16 protein-coding genes are annotated in these 18,559 nt (G+C 40.1%); 12 read left to right on the forward strand and 4 right to left on the reverse strand.

From position 1 onward, the window contains the following. Positions 1 to 5 precede the first annotated feature (5 nt). On the reverse strand, positions 6 to 608 hold the full coding sequence (locus tag KF839_RS03610; RefSeq protein ID WP_292916463.1) for a hypothetical protein: 603 nt from the start codon (positions 606 to 608) through the stop codon (positions 6 to 8). 248 nt (positions 609 to 856) lie between these two features. Between KF839_RS03610 and KF839_RS03615 the strand changes: the two genes are divergently transcribed. The 3 genes from KF839_RS03615 (at position 857) to xth (ending at position 5,365) form a co-directional block, all read left to right on the forward strand. Continuing rightward, a complete protein-coding gene (locus KF839_RS03615; RefSeq protein ID WP_292916464.1) occupies positions 857 to 2,782 on the forward strand; it encodes a DNA repair helicase YoaA in 1,926 nt (641 codons plus the stop codon). A 45-nt stretch (positions 2,783 to 2,827) separates the two neighbouring features. Continuing rightward, complete coding sequence (locus KF839_RS03620; protein WP_292916465.1) at positions 2,828 to 4,531, forward strand: hypothetical protein; 1,704 nt, start codon at positions 2,828 to 2,830, stop codon at positions 4,529 to 4,531. Between the two features lie 66 nt (positions 4,532 to 4,597). Continuing rightward, complete coding sequence (gene xth / locus KF839_RS03625; RefSeq protein ID WP_292916466.1) at positions 4,598 to 5,365, forward strand: exodeoxyribonuclease III; 768 nt, start codon at positions 4,598 to 4,600, stop codon at positions 5,363 to 5,365. A gap of 12 nt (positions 5,366 to 5,377) precedes the next feature. On the opposite strand, the gene KF839_RS03630 is transcribed toward xth, so the two are convergent. The 3 genes from KF839_RS03630 to glnA all read right to left on the reverse strand — a co-directional run bounded on the left by KF839_RS03630 (position 5,378) and on the right by glnA (position 7,906). Further along, entirely contained in the window at positions 5,378 to 5,833 is a 456-nt protein-coding gene (locus KF839_RS03630; protein ID WP_292916467.1) for a DUF4124 domain-containing protein, read from the reverse strand. Between the two features lie 36 nt (positions 5,834 to 5,869). Continuing rightward, positions 5,870 to 6,313, reverse strand: a complete 444-nt coding sequence (locus tag KF839_RS03635; protein WP_292916468.1) for a DUF4124 domain-containing protein — start codon at positions 6,311 to 6,313, stop codon at positions 5,870 to 5,872. A 183-nt stretch (positions 6,314 to 6,496) separates the two neighbouring features. Next, positions 6,497 to 7,906, reverse strand: coding sequence for a type I glutamate--ammonia ligase (glnA, locus tag KF839_RS03640; protein WP_292916469.1), 1,410 nt, complete (start codon positions 7,904 to 7,906; stop codon positions 6,497 to 6,499). A 310-nt stretch (positions 7,907 to 8,216) separates the two neighbouring features. On the opposite strand from glnA, the gene recQ reads away from it, so the two are divergent. The 9 genes from recQ (at position 8,217) to KF839_RS03685 (ending at position 18,417) form a co-directional block, all read left to right on the forward strand. Continuing rightward, complete coding sequence (gene recQ, locus KF839_RS03645) at positions 8,217 to 10,031, forward strand: DNA helicase RecQ (RefSeq protein ID WP_292916470.1); 1,815 nt, start codon at positions 8,217 to 8,219, stop codon at positions 10,029 to 10,031. A gap of 107 nt (positions 10,032 to 10,138) precedes the next feature. Beyond that, positions 10,139 to 10,321 carry a hypothetical protein gene (locus tag KF839_RS03650; protein WP_292916471.1) on the forward strand — a complete coding sequence of 61 codons (183 nt, stop codon included), beginning with the start codon at positions 10,139 to 10,141 and terminating at the stop codon, positions 10,319 to 10,321. A gap of 706 nt (positions 10,322 to 11,027) precedes the next feature. Further along, on the forward strand, positions 11,028 to 11,993 hold the full coding sequence (locus KF839_RS03655; RefSeq protein WP_292916472.1) for an EpsD family peptidyl-prolyl cis-trans isomerase: 966 nt from the start codon (positions 11,028 to 11,030) through the stop codon (positions 11,991 to 11,993). A 57-nt stretch (positions 11,994 to 12,050) separates the two neighbouring features. Continuing rightward, a complete protein-coding gene (gene epsE / locus KF839_RS03660; protein ID WP_292916473.1) occupies positions 12,051 to 12,866 on the forward strand; it encodes a polysaccharide export protein EpsE in 816 nt (271 codons plus the stop codon). Positions 12,867 to 12,976: 110 nt separating this feature from the next. Then, a complete protein-coding gene (gene epsF / locus KF839_RS03665) occupies positions 12,977 to 14,341 on the forward strand; it encodes a chain length determinant protein EpsF (protein WP_292916474.1) in 1,365 nt (454 codons plus the stop codon). Between the two features lie 31 nt (positions 14,342 to 14,372). Continuing rightward, complete coding sequence (gene epsG, locus KF839_RS03670; protein WP_292916475.1) at positions 14,373 to 15,275, forward strand: chain length determinant protein tyrosine kinase EpsG; 903 nt, start codon at positions 14,373 to 14,375, stop codon at positions 15,273 to 15,275. A gap of 23 nt (positions 15,276 to 15,298) precedes the next feature. Beyond that, the gene (xrtB, locus tag KF839_RS03675; protein ID WP_292916476.1) at positions 15,299 to 16,195 is read left to right on the forward strand and encodes an exosortase B; all 897 of its coding nucleotides are present in this window, start codon (positions 15,299 to 15,301) and stop codon (positions 16,193 to 16,195) included. A gap of 43 nt (positions 16,196 to 16,238) precedes the next feature. Then, positions 16,239 to 16,925 carry an exosortase-associated protein EpsI, B-type gene (gene epsI / locus KF839_RS03680; protein WP_292916477.1) on the forward strand — a complete coding sequence of 229 codons (687 nt, stop codon included), beginning with the start codon at positions 16,239 to 16,241 and terminating at the stop codon, positions 16,923 to 16,925. Continuing rightward, positions 16,918 to 18,417 carry a hypothetical protein gene (locus tag KF839_RS03685; RefSeq protein ID WP_292916478.1) on the forward strand — a complete coding sequence of 500 codons (1,500 nt, stop codon included), beginning with the start codon at positions 16,918 to 16,920 and terminating at the stop codon, positions 18,415 to 18,417. The genes epsI and KF839_RS03685 overlap by 8 nt, the downstream gene beginning before the upstream one ends. The last annotated feature ends 142 nt before the right edge of the window (positions 18,418 to 18,559 follow it).

The following is an 18,559-nucleotide window of genomic DNA, read 5'->3' on the forward strand; positions in this document are numbered from 1 at the left end:
ATTCTCTATTCTTTTCTTAGAAATGTTGAAAAAAGCTTTCTGAAGTAGTCTTTCCAGTCCAAACCAACTTTAAGCGGAACTTTCAAATGGATCGTTGAGTTTTGATCGTCGCTGCCATCCAGATATAGCATATATTGCCCTGGTTCGCTTAACTTAAACGCTTGTGTGATGACGCCGGATGAGTGACGTTGCGCGGGTATCAACAAAATTTCAATTTCTTTTTCCTTTTCGTTTTCCAGAATTTCAACTTTGACTAAGCGTTGACCTAAAATAAAATCACGAGCTGATTCCGGATACAATAAATCAATCGAAATATTCACCGTTGCAGGTTCCGGTACCTTGCCGCATTGGATAGGTACATACGCGGATCGAATGGTATCTTTAGGCGCTTCATTGCCCATAGGAAGGTAGTATCCGGAGTAACCGATGGTTAACGCTTCGGTTTCTATGGTGCAGGCACCGCCACGAAATCCTTTTGGATAGGTCTCAGACATATCGCCTTGGGAACTTGTTTGATAAAAAGCGCTAAATGCGATAAAAATTGCAAAGAATCCAAGCAGAGCTGCGAACTGAGACTTGCGGGACCACAATTGTGACCTGGTTGGCATAAAGAATCCTCTAGAAAAGCTATTAGAAATTTTATCGATCAAAATCAAATTTTTTATGCTTTCACTGAAATTGATCTGATACTATCACAGTCAATTATTGAAGACTTTGAGCTTGTTTACAATGATTGTTACTGCGGAAATTATAAGTTGTTATTTGCCTTATCTGTATTTTAAAGAAGAAAAACTCCTTTGATTGCCTCTCGGCAATTTTCTGCTCCCGTGAACTCAAGGCATTCGGTGCTTTTTACATGCTAGATATTGATTCAATTTTCTCTGCAAATGGTGCGCTAGCCAGTCAAATTTCGGGATTCCGCATGCGTCCCCAGCAGTTGGAAATGGCTCAAGTTATTGCTGAAACAATTGATAATCACCAAGTTCTGGTTGCGGAAGCAGGTACTGGTACCGGAAAGACATTTGCATATTTGGTTCCCGCTTTTCTTGCCGGTGGAAAAGTGATCATCTCAACTGGAACAAAAACATTACAGGATCAGCTATTTAATCGAGATATTCCAATCGTTCGGGCAGCATTGAAAGTGCCGGTGGCTATTGCCTTATTAAAGGGGCGTGCGAATTACATTTGCCTTTATCACCTGGAAAGAAGTTTGCAGGATACTCAGCTCAGTTTCATTAATCGTGATGAAATTCGATATCTGCAGCTGATCGAACGCTATGCAAAAAACAGCAAGTCTGGTGATAAAAGTGAGCTCAGTGAAGTTCCGGAGAATGCGGCGATCTGGCAACAAGTTACCTCTACTCGTGATAGTTGCTTGGGTTCCGAGTGTCCTGATTACAAGAAATGTTTTGTGATGGAGGCGCGGAAGCAAGCACTGGCTGCAGATATCGTAGTGGTTAATCATCACTTGTTTTTTGCGGATGTTATGTTGCGCGATGAAGGGCTGTCCGAGTTGTTACCGGCCTGCAACACAGTGATTTTTGACGAGGCGCACCAGTTGCCGGAAACGGCCAGTTTATTTTTTGGTGAATCCATCAGTACCGGACAATTATTGGATCTTGCGCGTGATGCAAAAGCAGAGACGATTAAAGCCGCGGTGGATTTTGTGCCATTGACGGATGCGATCGCTGAGATGGAGAAAGCTGTTCGTGATTTACGGTTAACAATAACGGCGGATAATACGCGGTTATCGTTTGCGATGGTGATGCAATATGCTGATTTCGATGTGGCATTGAGTCGTTTGTTAGAGAAATTGACCCTATTGACAAGATTGCTTGAGGATCAAGCGGAACGATCGGAAGGATTGGAAAATTGCCGGCAACGTGTTGCCAGTCATCTGTATCTGATTCAACGCTGGCGGGATGAAATTGACATGCAAGGGTATGTGCGCTGGATTGAAGTTTACCATCAGGCTATGCAGTTACACGCAACGCCGCTTTCAATTGCGGAAATTTTTCAGAAACAAATGCTGAGCTCTTTACGTACTTGGGTTTTTACTTCCGCAACTCTGTCGGTGAAGAAGGATTTTGCGCATTTTAATCACGAAATGGGCTTGAATGATGTGCAAACCGCTTATTGGGAGAGTCCTTTTAATTTTGCGGAACAGGCATTGCTGTACGTACCGCCTGGGTTACCGGAGCCGCATCACAAATCCTATACCGAGCAAGTTGTGCAAGCGGCATTGCCGGTATTACGAGCAAGCCGGGGACGCGCCTTTTTTTTGTGTACAAGCTTGCGTGCAATGCAGCGGGCCTATGAATTGCTGCAAGCGAGCGATGATTTTGATTTCCCGATACTGCTGCAAGGACAAGATTCTCGTTCTTATATGTTAGAGCGTTTTCGTGAGTTGAAAAATGCGGTGCTTATTGGCAGCCAATCTTTTTGGGAAGGTGTGGATGTGCGGGGCGAGGCATTGTCGCTGGTTATAATCGACAAGCTGCCTTTTGCTCCACCGGACGACCCGGTATTATCAGCTCGCATTGAGAAAATTAATCGCGAAGGCCGCAATGCTTTTTTGGAATATCAACTGCCACGTGCAGTCATTAATCTTAAGCAAGGAGCCGGCCGGTTGATTAGAGATGAAACTGATCGTGGAGTACTGATGATCTGTGATCCTCGCCTCACGACCAAAGCTTATGGAAAACATATTTGGCAAAGCTTGCCGCCGATGAAAAGAACTCGTGAGTTAAAAGATGTCGAGCGATTCTTTACGGGTGAATAATAAATGAGTCATAAAGATATTGAATTATTAATAGGTTACTAAAAGATGATGCAAAGTTTTATGCAGAAAAAAGTATTCTTTTTGCTAATGGTTTCCACTCTTGCAGGAATGATGGCTTTTATTGCCAATACGTATGCAAAGGATGATATTTCATTGATAGCCAATGACCGAGAATTGCAAAAAGAACTCGCTATCGTCAAATTGAACGACATTATTCGAGACATTAAACAGCAGAGGAAAGAGGTGGACGCCAACTTGCAGTTATTGATGAAGGCAAAAACCGAACAGGAAAAAAATAGAATTCAGAATGAATTAAATGAATTAAACAATGCGATTGTTGAGCAGGAATCCTCTTTTGAAATGATATTGACGGCTGGTTTGGAATTAGAAAAAGACGATACGGAAGAACAGAAGAATTTTAATTGGCAGAAGGATTTACTGGAAATTGTACAGCCGATTTTGAGCGAGTTGCGACAATTAACTGAGAATAAACGTAAACTGGACAATCTCAACAAAAAAATTGTTTTTTATACTTCACAGATTGCGAATATCGAGGAAGCTCTCAAGCATATTTCAAAAATCAATACACAAAGCTTCGAGAAAGAGGCTTTAATTGAATTTGAGCGTATTGACCGTAAATGGCGGGATCGATTAGCTAAGAACAGACATTTACTGGAGATTGTGCAATTGCAGTACGACGAAATGATTAAGTCACAATCTGCGAAGGAGGTTTCTGTTGGTGAACATATTGAGCAATTTGCCACGGGGCGGGGCACGACCCTGTTGATGGCACTCATCGCCTTTATTGCCGTGTATTTCTCAATGATATCGCTATTAAAGCTATTGCATTGGTTGAGTAACAGAAAAAAAGAACAGAGAAGAACCTATTACCAACGTGTGAGTGCATTGTTTTATCATTTTCTTATGGCAGCCTTGGCTGTTGCGGCAGCTTTTTATGTGCTGAGTGTCCGGAATGATCAAGTATTAATTGGTATTACGGTATTACTGCTGCTGAGTATTATTTTGTTATTAAAGAGCTCGATTCCCAGTTATGTAAACGAGTTAAGAATATTGCTCAATACCGGTTCCGTCAGAGAAGGGGAATGTATTATTTATAATGGCATTCCGATGCAGGTTGAGAGTTTGAATTATTACACTAAATTGGTGAATCCTTTGCTGCCTGGTTTGGAATTACGTTTAACACTGGCGGAGCTGGCCAATTATGTTTCCCGTCCGTATTTAACGGATGAACCTTGGTTTCCTTGTCAAGTCGGTGATTATGTGATGCTGTCTGATGGGTCGTATGGAATGGTTAAATGCATCACGCTCGAGAATATTTTATTGTCACTATCCGATGGCACGATGCCTAGGACTTATACTATTCCGGGTTTTCTCGCCGCGAGCCCTAAGAATTTTTCGCAAGGATTTATCGTTGTGAGTGATTTTGGCGTTGATTATAAGCATCAAATGATATGTACCACGGAGATTCCGGATAAAATGGCGATAGGGATCCGCGAGGGGTTAATGCAGGAAGCTTACGGTGGCGCTCTGCAGGGTTTGTCAGTATATTTCTCAGAAGCCAATACATCATCGTTGGATTATAAAATAGTCGCCACATTTGAGGGTATGGCTGCAAAAGAATACTTTGCTATTCGGCGAGCGTTACAACGTTATGCGGTTGAAGTTTGTAATCATCAGCAATGGATCATACCATTCACCCAAGTCGTTGTTCATAATGAGGTAAATTGATTCCTTGCTGATGGTGACATCAATAAGCTGCTGGTTTATTTAGGTTTCTGTGCTCAATAAATACGTATGAAATTAGCTACCTGGAATGTTAATTCGTTAAAAGTGCGATTGCCGCAAGTGATTGATTGGTTAAAGGCAAATCAACCGGACATGTTATGTTTACAGGAAACAAAAGTGACCGATGAGAATTTCCCGCTCAAGGAAATCGCGGAGATTGGCTATGAGTCTCTTTTTGCCGGGCAAAAAACCTATAATGGCGTAGCGATTCTAAGTAAGCGGAAAGGAGTTGAAGTTGTAACAGCTTTTCCCGATTTTGTTGACGAGCAGAAGAGAATCATCGCCGCCACTTTTGGTGATTTGCGGGTTGTGTCTGTGTATGTTCCGAATGGCGACAGTGTCGGCTCCGAAAAATATGATTATAAAATGAGATGGCTTCCTTCCTTGACTAGGTGGTTGCAGCAAGAGCTCAACGGCTACAGCAAGCTAGCATTACTTGGAGATTTTAATATCGCACCCGAGGATCGCGATGTTCACGATCCTAATTTGTGGGAAGGGAAGGTTTTGTGTAGCCAGCCGGAACGAGCGGCTTTTGGTGATTTGCTGAACTTGGGGCTGCTGGATAGTTTCCGTCTTTTTGATCAACCGGAAAAATCGTTTACCTGGTGGGATTATCGGATGATGGCTTTCCGGTTAAATCGTGGATTACGTATTGATCATATTTTATTAAGTACTGATCTTGCTCGTGAATGTGCAGCTTGCATCATTGATAAGTCAATGCGTAAACTGGAGCGCCCTTCCGATCATGTGCCAGTCATGGTCGAGTTATCTTTGTAAAATTTTTACAAATCAACGAGCGCTGCTTTTCTTTGGAAGATCATTCAGTTCTTTTTTTAGAATATCCAGACTACTTTCTCGTCTGTCTATTTCAGTGCGTAACCGTTCCACCCGATCCAGATATCTTTGATAATTCCGTTCGCTCCCTAATCGATCCGGGTTGCCGTCTTTATATTCGTTTTTAATCTCGCTAAGACGTTTTTCTTCTTCGGAAATTTTGCTTTGTAGCTTTTCTTTCTGCTCTTCCAGCTTCATTGATTCCCTGCGCTTTGCGATTCTATCTTCTACTTCACCGGAATCGACAGGGGGAACAACGACAATGGGAGGTAAATTGAGTTGCTTGGCATTGTTGGATGGGATATTTGAATAAGTGACATTGCCTTGATCATCGACATGCTTATAAATCCCGGCGCTGGTTGCGCATGAAAAAAAAATGAGTGTAATTAAGGATAATAATTTTCTTTTCATAGATTCACCGGGTTGAACGCGGAGGATGCTCAGAATCTATAATCTGCCAAGTTCTTTTTTTAGAGCACTGATATTTCTCTGATGAAGAAACAATTTATTTTTTAACTGAACAACTTTCTCTGCATAGTTGCCGGTATCAGTTCCAACGGGGATTTGGTCCAGAGAATTTTGTGTATCGGCAAAAAGCTTTTCTTCTGTAACAAGTTCTTTCTCCAGAATTTTGCGACGCATAGTATCCCGCTCATTCTGCGTAGAGTCTTTAATTCTAGGTAAGCTTGGGGTGGACTGCGATTTTGATTGACTATCACCATTTCTGGAGTAAGAGGCGATCGAAATTCTTTCTGCATTGGGGATGGGACGATTGGTAAATGTAATATTACCGTCTTTATCAACATGTTTATAGATGGTTGATCCGGCAATTACGCTGGGTACAAGAATAAATTGCAGAAGAATCAATAAAATAAATGTGCTGGTTTTCATATTGTGCTAGATGTAAGTTAGTAGCAATTGCAACCATATGATCAGTTTATCAATGATTTCTTAAAGGGAAAGTTAAAAAAGAACTATTTATTCCTCCTTATTACAGTCAATGTTTCACGCAAAGTATGCACCGATTCTGAAATAAGTCTAATGATTATTTAACTATTCAGGCTTTTTGCCGAGTTAAAGGCTATAGTACAGATCAAATTCAATCGGATGCGTTGTTGTTCGCAACAAAATGACTTCATCCATCTTCAACTGAATATAGGCATCAATCATATCATTAGAAAATACACCACCGCGGATCAGGAAATCACGATCTTTGTCCAAATATTCCAGTGCTTCATCCAATGAAGCACAGGCATTAGGAACTTTTGCGGCTTCTTCGGGTGGCAAGTCATACAGATTTTTATCCATTGGGTCACCCGGATGTATTTTATTTTGGATACCGTCCAATCCTGCCATCATTAGAGCAGTAAACGCTAAATAAGGATTAGCGGTCGGATCGGGAAATCTAACTTCAATCCGGCGTCCCTTGGGACTGCTGGTGTGTGGAATCCGAATCGCTGCTGAACGATTGCTGGCCGAATACGCCAGATTAACAGGAGCCTCAAACCCTGCCACCAAACGTTTGTATGAATTGGTGCTGGGATTGCAAATGGCATTCAGTGCTTTGGCGTGTTTCAAGATGCCACCAATGTAATAGAGTGCGATTTCGGATAAACCCGCATAACCATTGCCGGAAAATAAGTTTTTTCCATCTTTCCAGATAGATTGGTGCACGTGCATACCGGAACCATTATCGCCCACGATCGGTTTTGGCATGAAGGTGGCTGTTTTACCATAGGAATGCGCAACATTGTGTACTACATATTTCAAGATTTGGTTCCAATCCGCGCGTTTGACTAGGCTGTTATAGCGTGTTCCAATTTCACATTGACCGGCGGTGGCGACTTCATGGTGATGCACTTCAACACCTACACCCATTTCTTCCAGTGTCAAGCACATTGCAGAACGGATATCTTGGAATGAATCGACTGGAGGGACCGGAAAATAACCGCCTTTAATTGCAGGGCGATGTCCGATATTGCCACTTTCATATTTGAGCGCGGAACTCCATGCGGCTTCTTCGGATTCGATTTTAACAGAACATCCGGACATGTCGGTGTGCCAACGTATCGAATCGAAAATGAAAAATTCAGGTTCCGGACCAAAGTATGCCACATCACCAATACCGGTCGATTTGAGATAAATTTCAGCACGTTTTGCAAGCGAACGGGGATCCCGGTTATAACCTTTGCCATCAGCAGGCTCCACGACATCGCAAGTAAGCAGTAATGTCGGCTCATCCATAAACGGATCCAGGTTGGCAGTATCGGGATCAGGGATTAACAACATATCGGATGCTTGGATGCTTTTCCAGCCGCCGATTGATGAGCCGTCAAAAGGGTGGCCGTCTTCAAATTTGTCGGCATCAAAGGTATGTGCGGGAATGGTGACGTGATGTTCTTTACCATTGGTATCGGTAAATCGTAAATCAACAAATTTAACTTCATTGTCTTGAATCATTTTCAAAACATCAGATACCACCATATTATTTTCTCCAGACTTCTGTTGCAGAATTATTATTAACTTAAGTTACATTTGGATAGAATTATACCAGTACACTCTTATGAGCAATTTAGAACGTTGCTGGTATTTGTCTGTAAATCGGCTGATCGGAATCAATTTCACATATGCCGGGATGTGCATTCTACTGTACTATTGCCCGTTAAGTCTCTACGTTTAATATAATTTTTATCGCAAATTATTTATACGTGACGATTTCCACATTTTTTATCGAGTAGAAAGAAACTTGATGTTTACTATAGAAGAGATTCACGTATTCGTCACAATAACTTAAATGTCTCAAGCGCTTAATTTACTTAGAGAGGTTTTTGGTTATCCAGCTTTCCGAGGACAACAAGCCGAAATCATTTCGCATCTTGCCGAAGGTGGCGATTGCTTGGTTTTGATGCCGACTGGCGGTGGTAAATCGTTGTGTTATCAGATTCCTGCGCTAATGCGCGATGGAGTTGCTATTGTCATATCTCCATTAATCGCCTTGATGCAGAATCAAGTTGCAACGTTGAATGAAATTGGAGTGAGAGCAGCTGTATTGAATTCTTCATTATCTCAGCAGGAAGCTGTATCTGTTGAATACAAGCTCATGACAGGGGCTTATGATTTGCTTTATGTGGCGCCGGAACGTTTGTTAACAGCGCGATTCATAAATTTGATTTCCAACATTCGTATTGCTCTATTTGCAATCGATGAAGCGCATTGTGTTTCACAATGGGGGCATGATTTTCGCCCCGAGTATATGCGGTTGTCGATGTTGCACGAGCGTTTTCCGAAGGTTCCACGTATTGCTTTGACAGCTACAGCGGATAAGGATACTCGCAAAGACATCATTGAGCGATTAGGATTGGGCGCGAGCAGAGTATTTATTTCTAGCTTTGATCGTTCCAATATTCGGTATCAAATTTTGGATAAAACCAATCGCTATTCTCAACTGTTGACTTTTATTCAGACAGAACATCCAGGTGATGCCGGGATTGTGTATTGTCTGTCACGCAAAAAAGTTGAGGAAACTGCGGCTTGGCTGACAAAGCAAGGTTTACCCGCAGTTGCATATCATGCCGGAATGAGCATGTTGGAACGAAATAGGAATCAAAAACAATTTTTGCGTGATGAAGGTATTATCATGGTTGCGACGATCGCTTTTGGAATGGGTATAGATAAACCGAATGTACGTTTTGTAGCGCATCTTGATTTACCTAAAAACATTGAGAGTTATTATCAGGAGACTGGTCGTGCAGGGCGAGATGGGTTGGTTGCGGATGCTTGGATGATATACGGATTGAGTGATGTTATTCAGCAGCAGCGGCTGATTGAAGAATCGGAGGCAAATGCCCTATACAAACAAGTAGCGCTACGGAAGCTGGAAGCTATGCTATCACTGTGTGAGACATCGACATGCCGTCGTGTACAAATGCTAAGTTATTTTGGTGAGACTGAAAATACAGCTGCATGTGGAAATTGTGATATCTGTTTAAATCCACCCAAAATTTGGGACGCAACTGTGGAAGTGCAAAAGGCATTGTCATGTGTCTATCGTGTAAGGCAAAATTTTGGCGCTAAACATTTGATTGATATATTACGTGGCAATTTGACGAATCGTGTCAAGGAATGGCATCACGATAAGCTTAGTACATTTGGGATCGGTAAAAGCCTATCGGTGAAAGTATGGCATTCTGTTTTTCGCCAGATTATTGCGCTGGGTTTTTTAGAAACGGCCAGCGCTGAATATGGCGCTTTACGATTAACTGAGCTAAGCCGAGAGATACTGAAAGGGCAACAAACGGTTTTTCTGCACCAACGGATTGAATCAAATCAATTGCTTGGAAATCCTCCAAGCGATGACTTGGATGATCTGGATACAAACAAACGTGACTTATGGAATCAATTGCGAATTTGGCGTGCAGCAACTGCTAAGGAAAATGGTGTACCCGCGTACGTGATTTTTCATGATGTTACACTCATGGAGTTAGTACGCTTGTGTCCGCAAAATATCAGTGAATTAAGTCGAGTAACAGGTATTGGTGCACGGAAGCTTGAAAAATATGGCGATCATTTGATGACATTTTTTTTAGCTAATTCACAAGCAAATAGATAAGAAATTAGATTTTGTTTTGTTACCCGGTACTTGGAATTCTTCGTTGTTCTGTTGTATACTCTAGGTCCATGAAATAACTATGATAGATTTAGTAAAAGGAAAAGATAATGAAAGTATCGTTTTTTGCTGTGATTTTATTAGTTTTCTTAGCAGCTTGTTCAAATGCTGATATGGGGGATCCCAATCAGGTTGGTGCTGATTGTCCACACGGGGTTGATGGTAATGGCAACTGTGTAAAAGAAGGGCAAGATCCTCGGCCTTATGGCGGTAAAAGTAAACCTGGCCACTAATATCAAGAAGTTCTTATAATTCCTAATAATCTGATAGAACATTAGACCGTCCTTAGTGGCGGTTTTTTTATCCCCAGAAGTTGTCTATTAGTTATTGATCTTTGCAAAATCGATCTGTAGATCTTTTATGCAAATTTAAGCTTTCAGTCAGCTTGTCGATTTTTAAGTTTTCCTCGTAGTCGTTGTATTCTGAAGTCATTCATGGAGAATGAAAGCCGTACGGTGGTTATATGTTTTACACTATATATGTTAAATAGGGTGTAAATCAATGAGTGTTTCATTATTTGTTGTCATAAATTAATTTTATGATACGAACCTAAGTATTGACGGTGATCATTAGGAGAATATCAATAATTTTTAAGTTAATGTTATTTAAATAGAAAATGACATCATAAATTATTTTAAGTAAAATCGTGACAAATTATTTAGAGGGTTTTTTCTTTTAGATTAATGGTAATTTTTAATTCGATTAATTTTTGTAATCTATTTGTGTTTTTCTTTAAGAAGTCATTAATACGTATTTGATTTGTAAAAAACATTACTGTATTTTATCGGATAATAACTCTATCATTAAAGTTTCTTCTTTTATATGTCGTAGCTAACTTGAAATGTGCGGTGTATCTGATTGATATTGCTATATATCTATATATAGTATTATGGGTTTGGTTGATTTGAATAATATTGTTATCAGAAAGGGAAAAGGACTATGGTATTAGCATATTTGCGGATGTTTTTGTTTTTCAGCGTGGCGATTACGGTTACCGTAGTTCTTACTGCTTGTGATAAAGAACCGGCTGAGAAAAAATCCGGTCAAGCGCTTGCTAGTGTAAATGGAAAAGAGATTACAATGTTACAACTTAACGATGAAATTAGGCGAGCCAACGTTCGCCCTGATCAATATGATGCCGCAAGTAAGCAATTATTGGAGTCACTAATTTCTCGGCAGCTAATTGTTGATGAAGCGGTTCGAAATAAACTTGACCGTACGCCGGAAGTTATGCAGGCTAGAGAACGTGTTAATGCTCAAGTAATAACCCAAGCATATTTGCAAGGAGTTATGAGTAAGGTTGCGAAACCTTCAAAAGCTGAGATTGATGAATATTTCCAAAAACACCCGGAGTTTTTTACTCAACGTAAGCAATTTGATTTGGCGGTAGTGCGAATTGCAACAAAGGATTTAAGTGAAGAATTAAGAAAAATACTTGATACGGCAAAAACACTCGATGAAGTTGTTTTGTGGCTTGAAAAAAATAAAATACAGTATATCCGCAATGTGGCATCCCGTAGTACAGCTGATTTACCACCCCAGATGGCGACTGTATTACAGGAAAAAAGCAAAGACACCATCTTTATTGTCAATGAACAAGAAACCAGTTCACTGATTTATGTTAATGCGATTAAAGAAAGCCCGATTACTTTAGCTGCTGCCGCGCCGCAGATTGAAAAGTTTCTAATGAATCAAAAACTTAAAGCAGCAACCGATGCTGAAATTGCTCGCCTTCGAACTGCTGCACAAATCGAGTACCTCAATCTTAAAGATCAGAAACCAAATACGGGAGAACCAGCTACTCAACCACCTGTAGAACTGATGACGGATAGTTTGAATGGGTTGGATACTTCTGCGCCGATTCCAGAAAGAGCAATTGAACGTGGAATTACTGGATTCAAGTGATATTCATATGTTTTAGGATTTGAAGTTGATTGGCTTATGAATTAAGGATTGCAAGAAATGATGAAATATTTAAGTAGATTCAATTTGTTGGTTTTGACTTTCATTTTTCTTTGGATTGCTTGTATAAACTTTGCGGTAGCAAACGACTCAAGAGAGAGTGTGTTGGGACCCGGAGATTTATTAAAGATATTTGTCTACGGTCATCCCGATATGACAACCGAAACGAAAATAAGTGAAACCGGGAATATTACTTTTCCTTTACTTGGCGAGATTCTCATTGATGGATTAACGCCTTCCGCAGCAGAGAAGAAGATCGCAAATTTGCTTGAAAGTAGAGATATTTTACGTAAACCACAAGTAAATATTTTTACCCCATCATTGCAAAGCCAGATGGTTTCTGTTCTAGGTTTTGTTCGAAATCAAGGGCGTTACCCAATTGAGGGAAAACGCAGTTTGACAGAAATTCTTGCGATGGCGGGTGGAATAATTCCAGACGGCGGCGATCTGATTACAGTGATCCGTTCCGATGGAAAACAATTCGTTAAAGAAGTTATTGATGTATCAGAGATGGTGCGTTCTGGAGATTTATCACGTGATACGCACGTGAGGAGTGACGACCTTGTATATGTTGAAAGAGCAAATCGATTTTATATTTATGGTGAGGTTCAACGTGCTGGAACATATAGGCTGGAGCGTAATATGACAGTCATTCAAGCTTTATCGGTTGCTGGTGGGCTTAATCCACGAGGTACTGAGCGTGGTTTGCGAATTCAAAGGCGTGATTCTGAAGGAAATTTGCAAGTTCTATCTGTGAAATCCAGCGATCTAGTTGAACCTGATGATGTAATTTATATCAAAGAAAGCTTGTTTTGATAGTTACTCAATGTTGTTTCGAGTATTTAATCTGACATTACAAACTAAGCATGTTACTCATGTCTGTATTCTTTATTAACGATTCACTGATTGGGGTCAAAATTTAATTTATGGATTTTTCTCGATTCTTTTTTATCGTATTAGCAAGGTATAAACTTATTTTGCTTACTCTTGTTGTTACAATTTCGACAACATTGACCGTGAGTTTATTATTACCCAAAAGTTACAAGTCTTCGGCAACCTTGTTACTTACTTATAAAGGAGTCGACCCGGTTACTGGTGCAGTTATTCCTGCGCATCTAAATGCGGGTTTTATGGCTACCCAGATAGATGTTATCAAGAGCTCCAGCACAGCATTAATGGTGATAGATCAGCTCAGACTGGATCGAAGTGAGGTTGTAAAGAAACAACATGAAGATAGCAATAGTGATTTAAGTTTACGCGATTGGTTGACCAATTTTCTCCTTAAAAACGTTGATGTTGAAACTTCGCGAGATAGCAGCGTTATTGGCATCGGTTATAAGGGGCCGGATCCGATGTTTGCTGCTGCGATGGCTAATGCTTTTGCCAATGCTTATCAAGAAATCAGTATTCGTCTTACAGTTGAGCCTTCACAGAAAGCTGCGACTTACTTCACAGATCAGTTGAATGTATTGCGTGAAAGATTGGAGACAGAGCAAAAAAGACTAACAGAATATCAACAAGAAATGGGGATAATAGATGTAGATTATCGTCTTGATGCCGAAACGAAACGACTTGATGAACTTTCCCGTCAACTTGTTTTTGCTCAAGCGGATTTGATGGGTACAGCATCAGAGAGTGAAAGCTATAGTACTTCAGGAGAAAGCACTAGCATCGCAAGAAATGCAATGATCAACAATTTGAAGCTTAGCTTAGTTCAAGCTGAGGCTAAATTCTCAGAAATTTCTCAAAGGATGGGAAGTAATCATCCCACGTATGCAGCTACAAAAGCTGATGTGGATAAATTGAGAGCAGAGCTCAGTAGACACATGCGTGCGACGAAGAATACAGCTATTAATCAAGAAAGTGAGATCCGTGCAGCACTTGAAGAGCAGAAAGCGAAAGTTTTATCTCTTAATCGTTCAAGAAATGAACTCTTGCTTATAGCCAGAGAGGTTGAAGGCGCACAACAAGCTTATAATACTGCAATGCAAAGATTGAATCAAACTAGCTTGGAAGGTCAAGCAAATCTTTCGACTGTGTCGTTACTTGATACGGCAAAAATCCCAGATCAACCTGATAGTCCGAAGATATTTCTTAATATGGCTTTATCTGTCATTTTGGGAGCTCTTCTTGGTTTGGGAGTGGGGTTACTTGCAGAGATGATTGATCGACGTGTACGTTCAACAGAAGACTTAATTGACATACTCCAAGTGCCTGTTCTCGGAGTGATTAAGAAAGGAATTCCTAAAACAAAACGATTACAGATAGCTTGGCCGCGTTTATCAAGGTAGTGTGCAGTTTGAGCTTAAAATAGGATTAAATATGAGCATTCCTGATTCTTCAGAAACAGAGAAGTATAATAGTATCAACTCCATTGATTCGACTATGACTTCCCTTCGCAAATATAGTATAGGGCATATCTTGCTTGATATGGGTAAGATAACTCCGGCGGAAGCGGAGCGTGTTCTACGTTTGCAGAAGGAAAGTGGTTTGCGTTTTGGTGATGCGGCACTTAAATTAGGATTAATCACAGAAGAAGATATCCAACTGGTACTTGCTCAGCAATTTGATTACCCTTACTTGTTACCGGGACAGGGGAATCATCCTCCGGAGTTGGTAGTTGCATACCAGCCATTTGGAGCGCAGGTAGAAGTTTTCCGCGCTGTGCGAAGCCAATTGATGTTGCGTTGGTTTACTACAGGACATAAGGCGTTAGCAATAGTTAGTTATAATCCTGGTGATGGTGTGAGCCTCTTCACAGCCAATCTGGCAATAGTATTTTCCCAGCTTGGGGAGCGTACATTGTTGATTGATTCCAATTTGCGCTATCCTCAGCAACATGAAATTTTCAATATAAAAAATAAACAAGGATTATCCGACGTATTAGCGGGACGCGCTGGAATATCAGAAGTGATTGCCAGAATTGATTCATTTATTGATCTCTCAGTATTGCCTGCAGGGACACCGCCGCCTAATCCATTGGAGTTATTAAACCGTTCATCATTTGACAATATTAATGATCAATTGGCTAGTCAGTTCGATATTATCCTATACGACACAGTTGCTTTTTTAAATGGTACAGATGCGCTTGCGATTGCGGCTCGAACTGATGGTGTTTTGCTTGTGGCGAGTAAAAATAATACTCGTTTGAATGATATTAATATTATGAATGAACAGCTTAAAAGAATTGGAACTGAAATAATTGGCTCTGTTTTAATTGACTGATTTCTACAATAACTATTTAGAAAATGCTTACTATTCCATTCAAATCACATACCATCAAACCCATTCTAATTGACTGGGGGCCTGTTCTGTTGGGGTTATTAACTTTATATCTGCCAACGGTATTTGATCTTTTTAATGGACTATGGACGAGTGAAGAACAAGCGCATGGTCCAATAATCCTATTCTTATCACTTTGGCTTATTTATCGTAAGTGGCCAGAAATGATGATGAAAAGTAAAGGGAAAGCACCTTCAATTTTCTGGGGAGGGATGATTTTTCTTTTTACATTACTTTTATATATTATTGGTCGATCTCAGCAAATATTAATTTTTGAGATGGGATCATTCATTACCGCGCTTTCTGCTATCTTTCTTATTAAACGAGGAACTAGTGCTCTTAAAGTAATGTGGTTTCCTATTTTCTTCTTATTATTCATGATTCCATTACCCGGTACGATTGTAAGCTTGCTTACTATGCCGATGAAAATGGCAGTTTCATACGTTGCAGAGAATATTCTGTTTTGGGCTAATTATCCGATAGCGCGTAACGGTGTGATATTACAAATTGGTCAATATCAGTTACTTGTGGCAGATGCTTGTGCGGGGTTGCAAACATTATTAACGCTAGAGGCACTTGGGTTATTTTATTTGAATCTGGTACAGCACAGCTCTTTTTTCAGAAATGTAGCATTGGCAATTCTGATCATACCAATTTCTTTTACAGCGAATGTGATACGTGTAATTGTGCTTACTTTGATCACATATCACTATGGAGATGCTGCGGGGCAAGGCTTCCTGCATGGTTTTGCTGGAATGGTATTGTTTATGAGTGCGCTAATACTAATATTGGGAGTGGATTCACTGCTTCAATATTTCGTTAGAACACAGCCTACGAATACTTTGCAAGCAGCAAGCAAGTGATTTATGAAATAAATACTTATATGAATGTGGAAAGGAGGCACTAATGAGAAAATCTGTAATTACTAGTTTGATACTAGGAATACTAATGATAGTTTCTGCTGCATTAACGATGGCGTTGACTCCCACGAAAAAGGTTGCTGATCAGCAAGAAAAATTTGATTTAGAAACTATGATACCCGCAAAATTTGGTGGCTGGAAGATTGATGAATCAATCATACCTTTAAAAGTCGATGCGGAGACTCAAGCGAAGCTTGACAAAATTTATAATCAGACATTGTCGAGGACTTATGTCAATTCATATGGCGAGCGGATAATGCTATCTATTGCATATGGAGGTGATCAGAGCGACAATCTTGCGGTACATAAACCGGAAGTATGTTATTACGCGCAAGGCTTCGAAGTAATGAAAATTTATGCCGATGAATTACTTACTCAATATGGAAAATTTCCTATTAAGCGTTTAATGGCGGTTAAAGGTAGTCGCAATGAGCCAATCACTTATTGGGTGACTATTGGTAACAAAGCGGTTTTGCCTGGAGTTGAAGAAAAATTACAACAGCTTCGTTATGGATTGACGGGTAATGTGCCTGATGGAATGTTGGTTCGAGTCTCGACCATAGATACTGACAAAGAGAAAGCATATCAACTTCAAAATATTTTTATTCAAGACTTATTGTCAACAATTGCAGATGGGGAACGCACCAGATTGATAGGAAGTTTTGGTGTATAAGCAAGACTTTCTAAATAAAGCAAACACATCCGAAAATTTTGGAGAAAAAAAGGTATTTTATGTTATTGCATTAGCTAGTGTGCTAATAGCAATGATGTTCGGATTGTTTGCGGTTACAGCAAATCCGATTATCATCAGTCTTGCAGTAGCTCTTGTGGGCGGCTTCTTTCTCGTGACAAAACCGATCTGGATGGTATGGTTGCTTTTGACATCTGGTTTACTAGTGGTAGGGATGCTGCCGCTTTATTTGGATTTTCTTGCATCTAAAGCTGCATGGGGAGTTTCAATACTCGGTTTTATTCTTTTATTCCTGGCATTTTTTAGGATTGCCATCTTTCCCGAGGCTGGTAAGGTTACTCCTGCTTTTGTTTGGTTTGCTCTTTTTTTTCTGATCTATGCAATCTTTAATTCGCTGCTTCAATGGCATACAGCGTTTGAATTCCTTGGTGGAATAAAGCGCTATTTTCAGATGTATGGGCTTCTTTTTATGTTGTGCTGGTATGATTTTGATGAGCGTGATATTGATCGGTGGAAAATATTCTTACTAATAGTTGCTATATTGCAGTTACCCACAGCAGTATACGAACTCCTGGTTTTTGCTCCTTTATTAGCTAGCACATGGGGGGTAGCGGCTGTTGATTTGGTTGCGGGAACTTTCGGATCACAAAAAGATGGTGGAGGCGCTAACGCAGAGATGTGTCTTTTTCTGATCATTATGATGGCATTTCTGCTCGCGAGGCATAAGGAGAAGATTCTATCTTTTAACCGGCTTGCAGTATTTTTATCAATTCTGATATTACCCCTGTTTCTTGGTGAAACTAAAGCCGTAATTGTAATGTTGCCATTAATGTTCTTAGTGCTGTATCGGCATGAAATTTTTACCCGTTTTCATTATTGGTTGATTGGATTCATTTCGGCAATTTTGCTTGTTGCTGCGATCGGATATTATTATTTGAGTTTGAGTCCAAAGCCTGTTGAGCAGCAGATAACCGAAGTTATTGAGTATAATTTTCAAAATAAAGGTTATGGCGGACAGCATTTGAATCGCACTACTGTTCTTACCTTCTGGGCGGAAAAACAAGGTGCTCATGATCCGGTTTCTTTTATGTTCGGAAATGGTATTGGTAGCTCTCATACTGCTACCCGTGGACATATTGCTAAACATTATCCTCGATATGGTATTGGATTAACGGCAGCTTCAACGTTGCTTTGGGATCTTGGCATTGTGGGGTTGGGTTTATTCATTGCAATTTTAATTTTCGCCTGGAGTTGTACACGGAAATTATGGAAAGAATCTAACCTTCCTTCAGTGAGAGCAGATGCTGTTGCGATTCAAGCTGCTTTAGTCTTGTTTGTGTTTCATATTTTTTATCGTGATTCATTGCTTGATTTACCATCGATACAAATCGTTTTCACTGGGCTACTCGGTTATTTGGCGTGGGTACATCGTAGGCATTTTTATTCCGTTCACGAGAAAAGAAAACCGATATAAACATCTTTCCACTTATTAACAGCTGCTTAAATTTGAAATAAAGCTTATCGGAGGATGTTTGTGTCAATAATTGCTGTTTTAGTGCTTGGATTTAAAATTCTAATTTTGCTTGTTACATCAATGATTCATTATCGTGTTATAT

The sequence above is a fragment of the Nitrosomonas sp. genome (assembly GCF_019635155.1).
Taxonomy (GTDB): Bacteria; Pseudomonadota; Gammaproteobacteria; order Burkholderiales; family Nitrosomonadaceae; genus Nitrosomonas.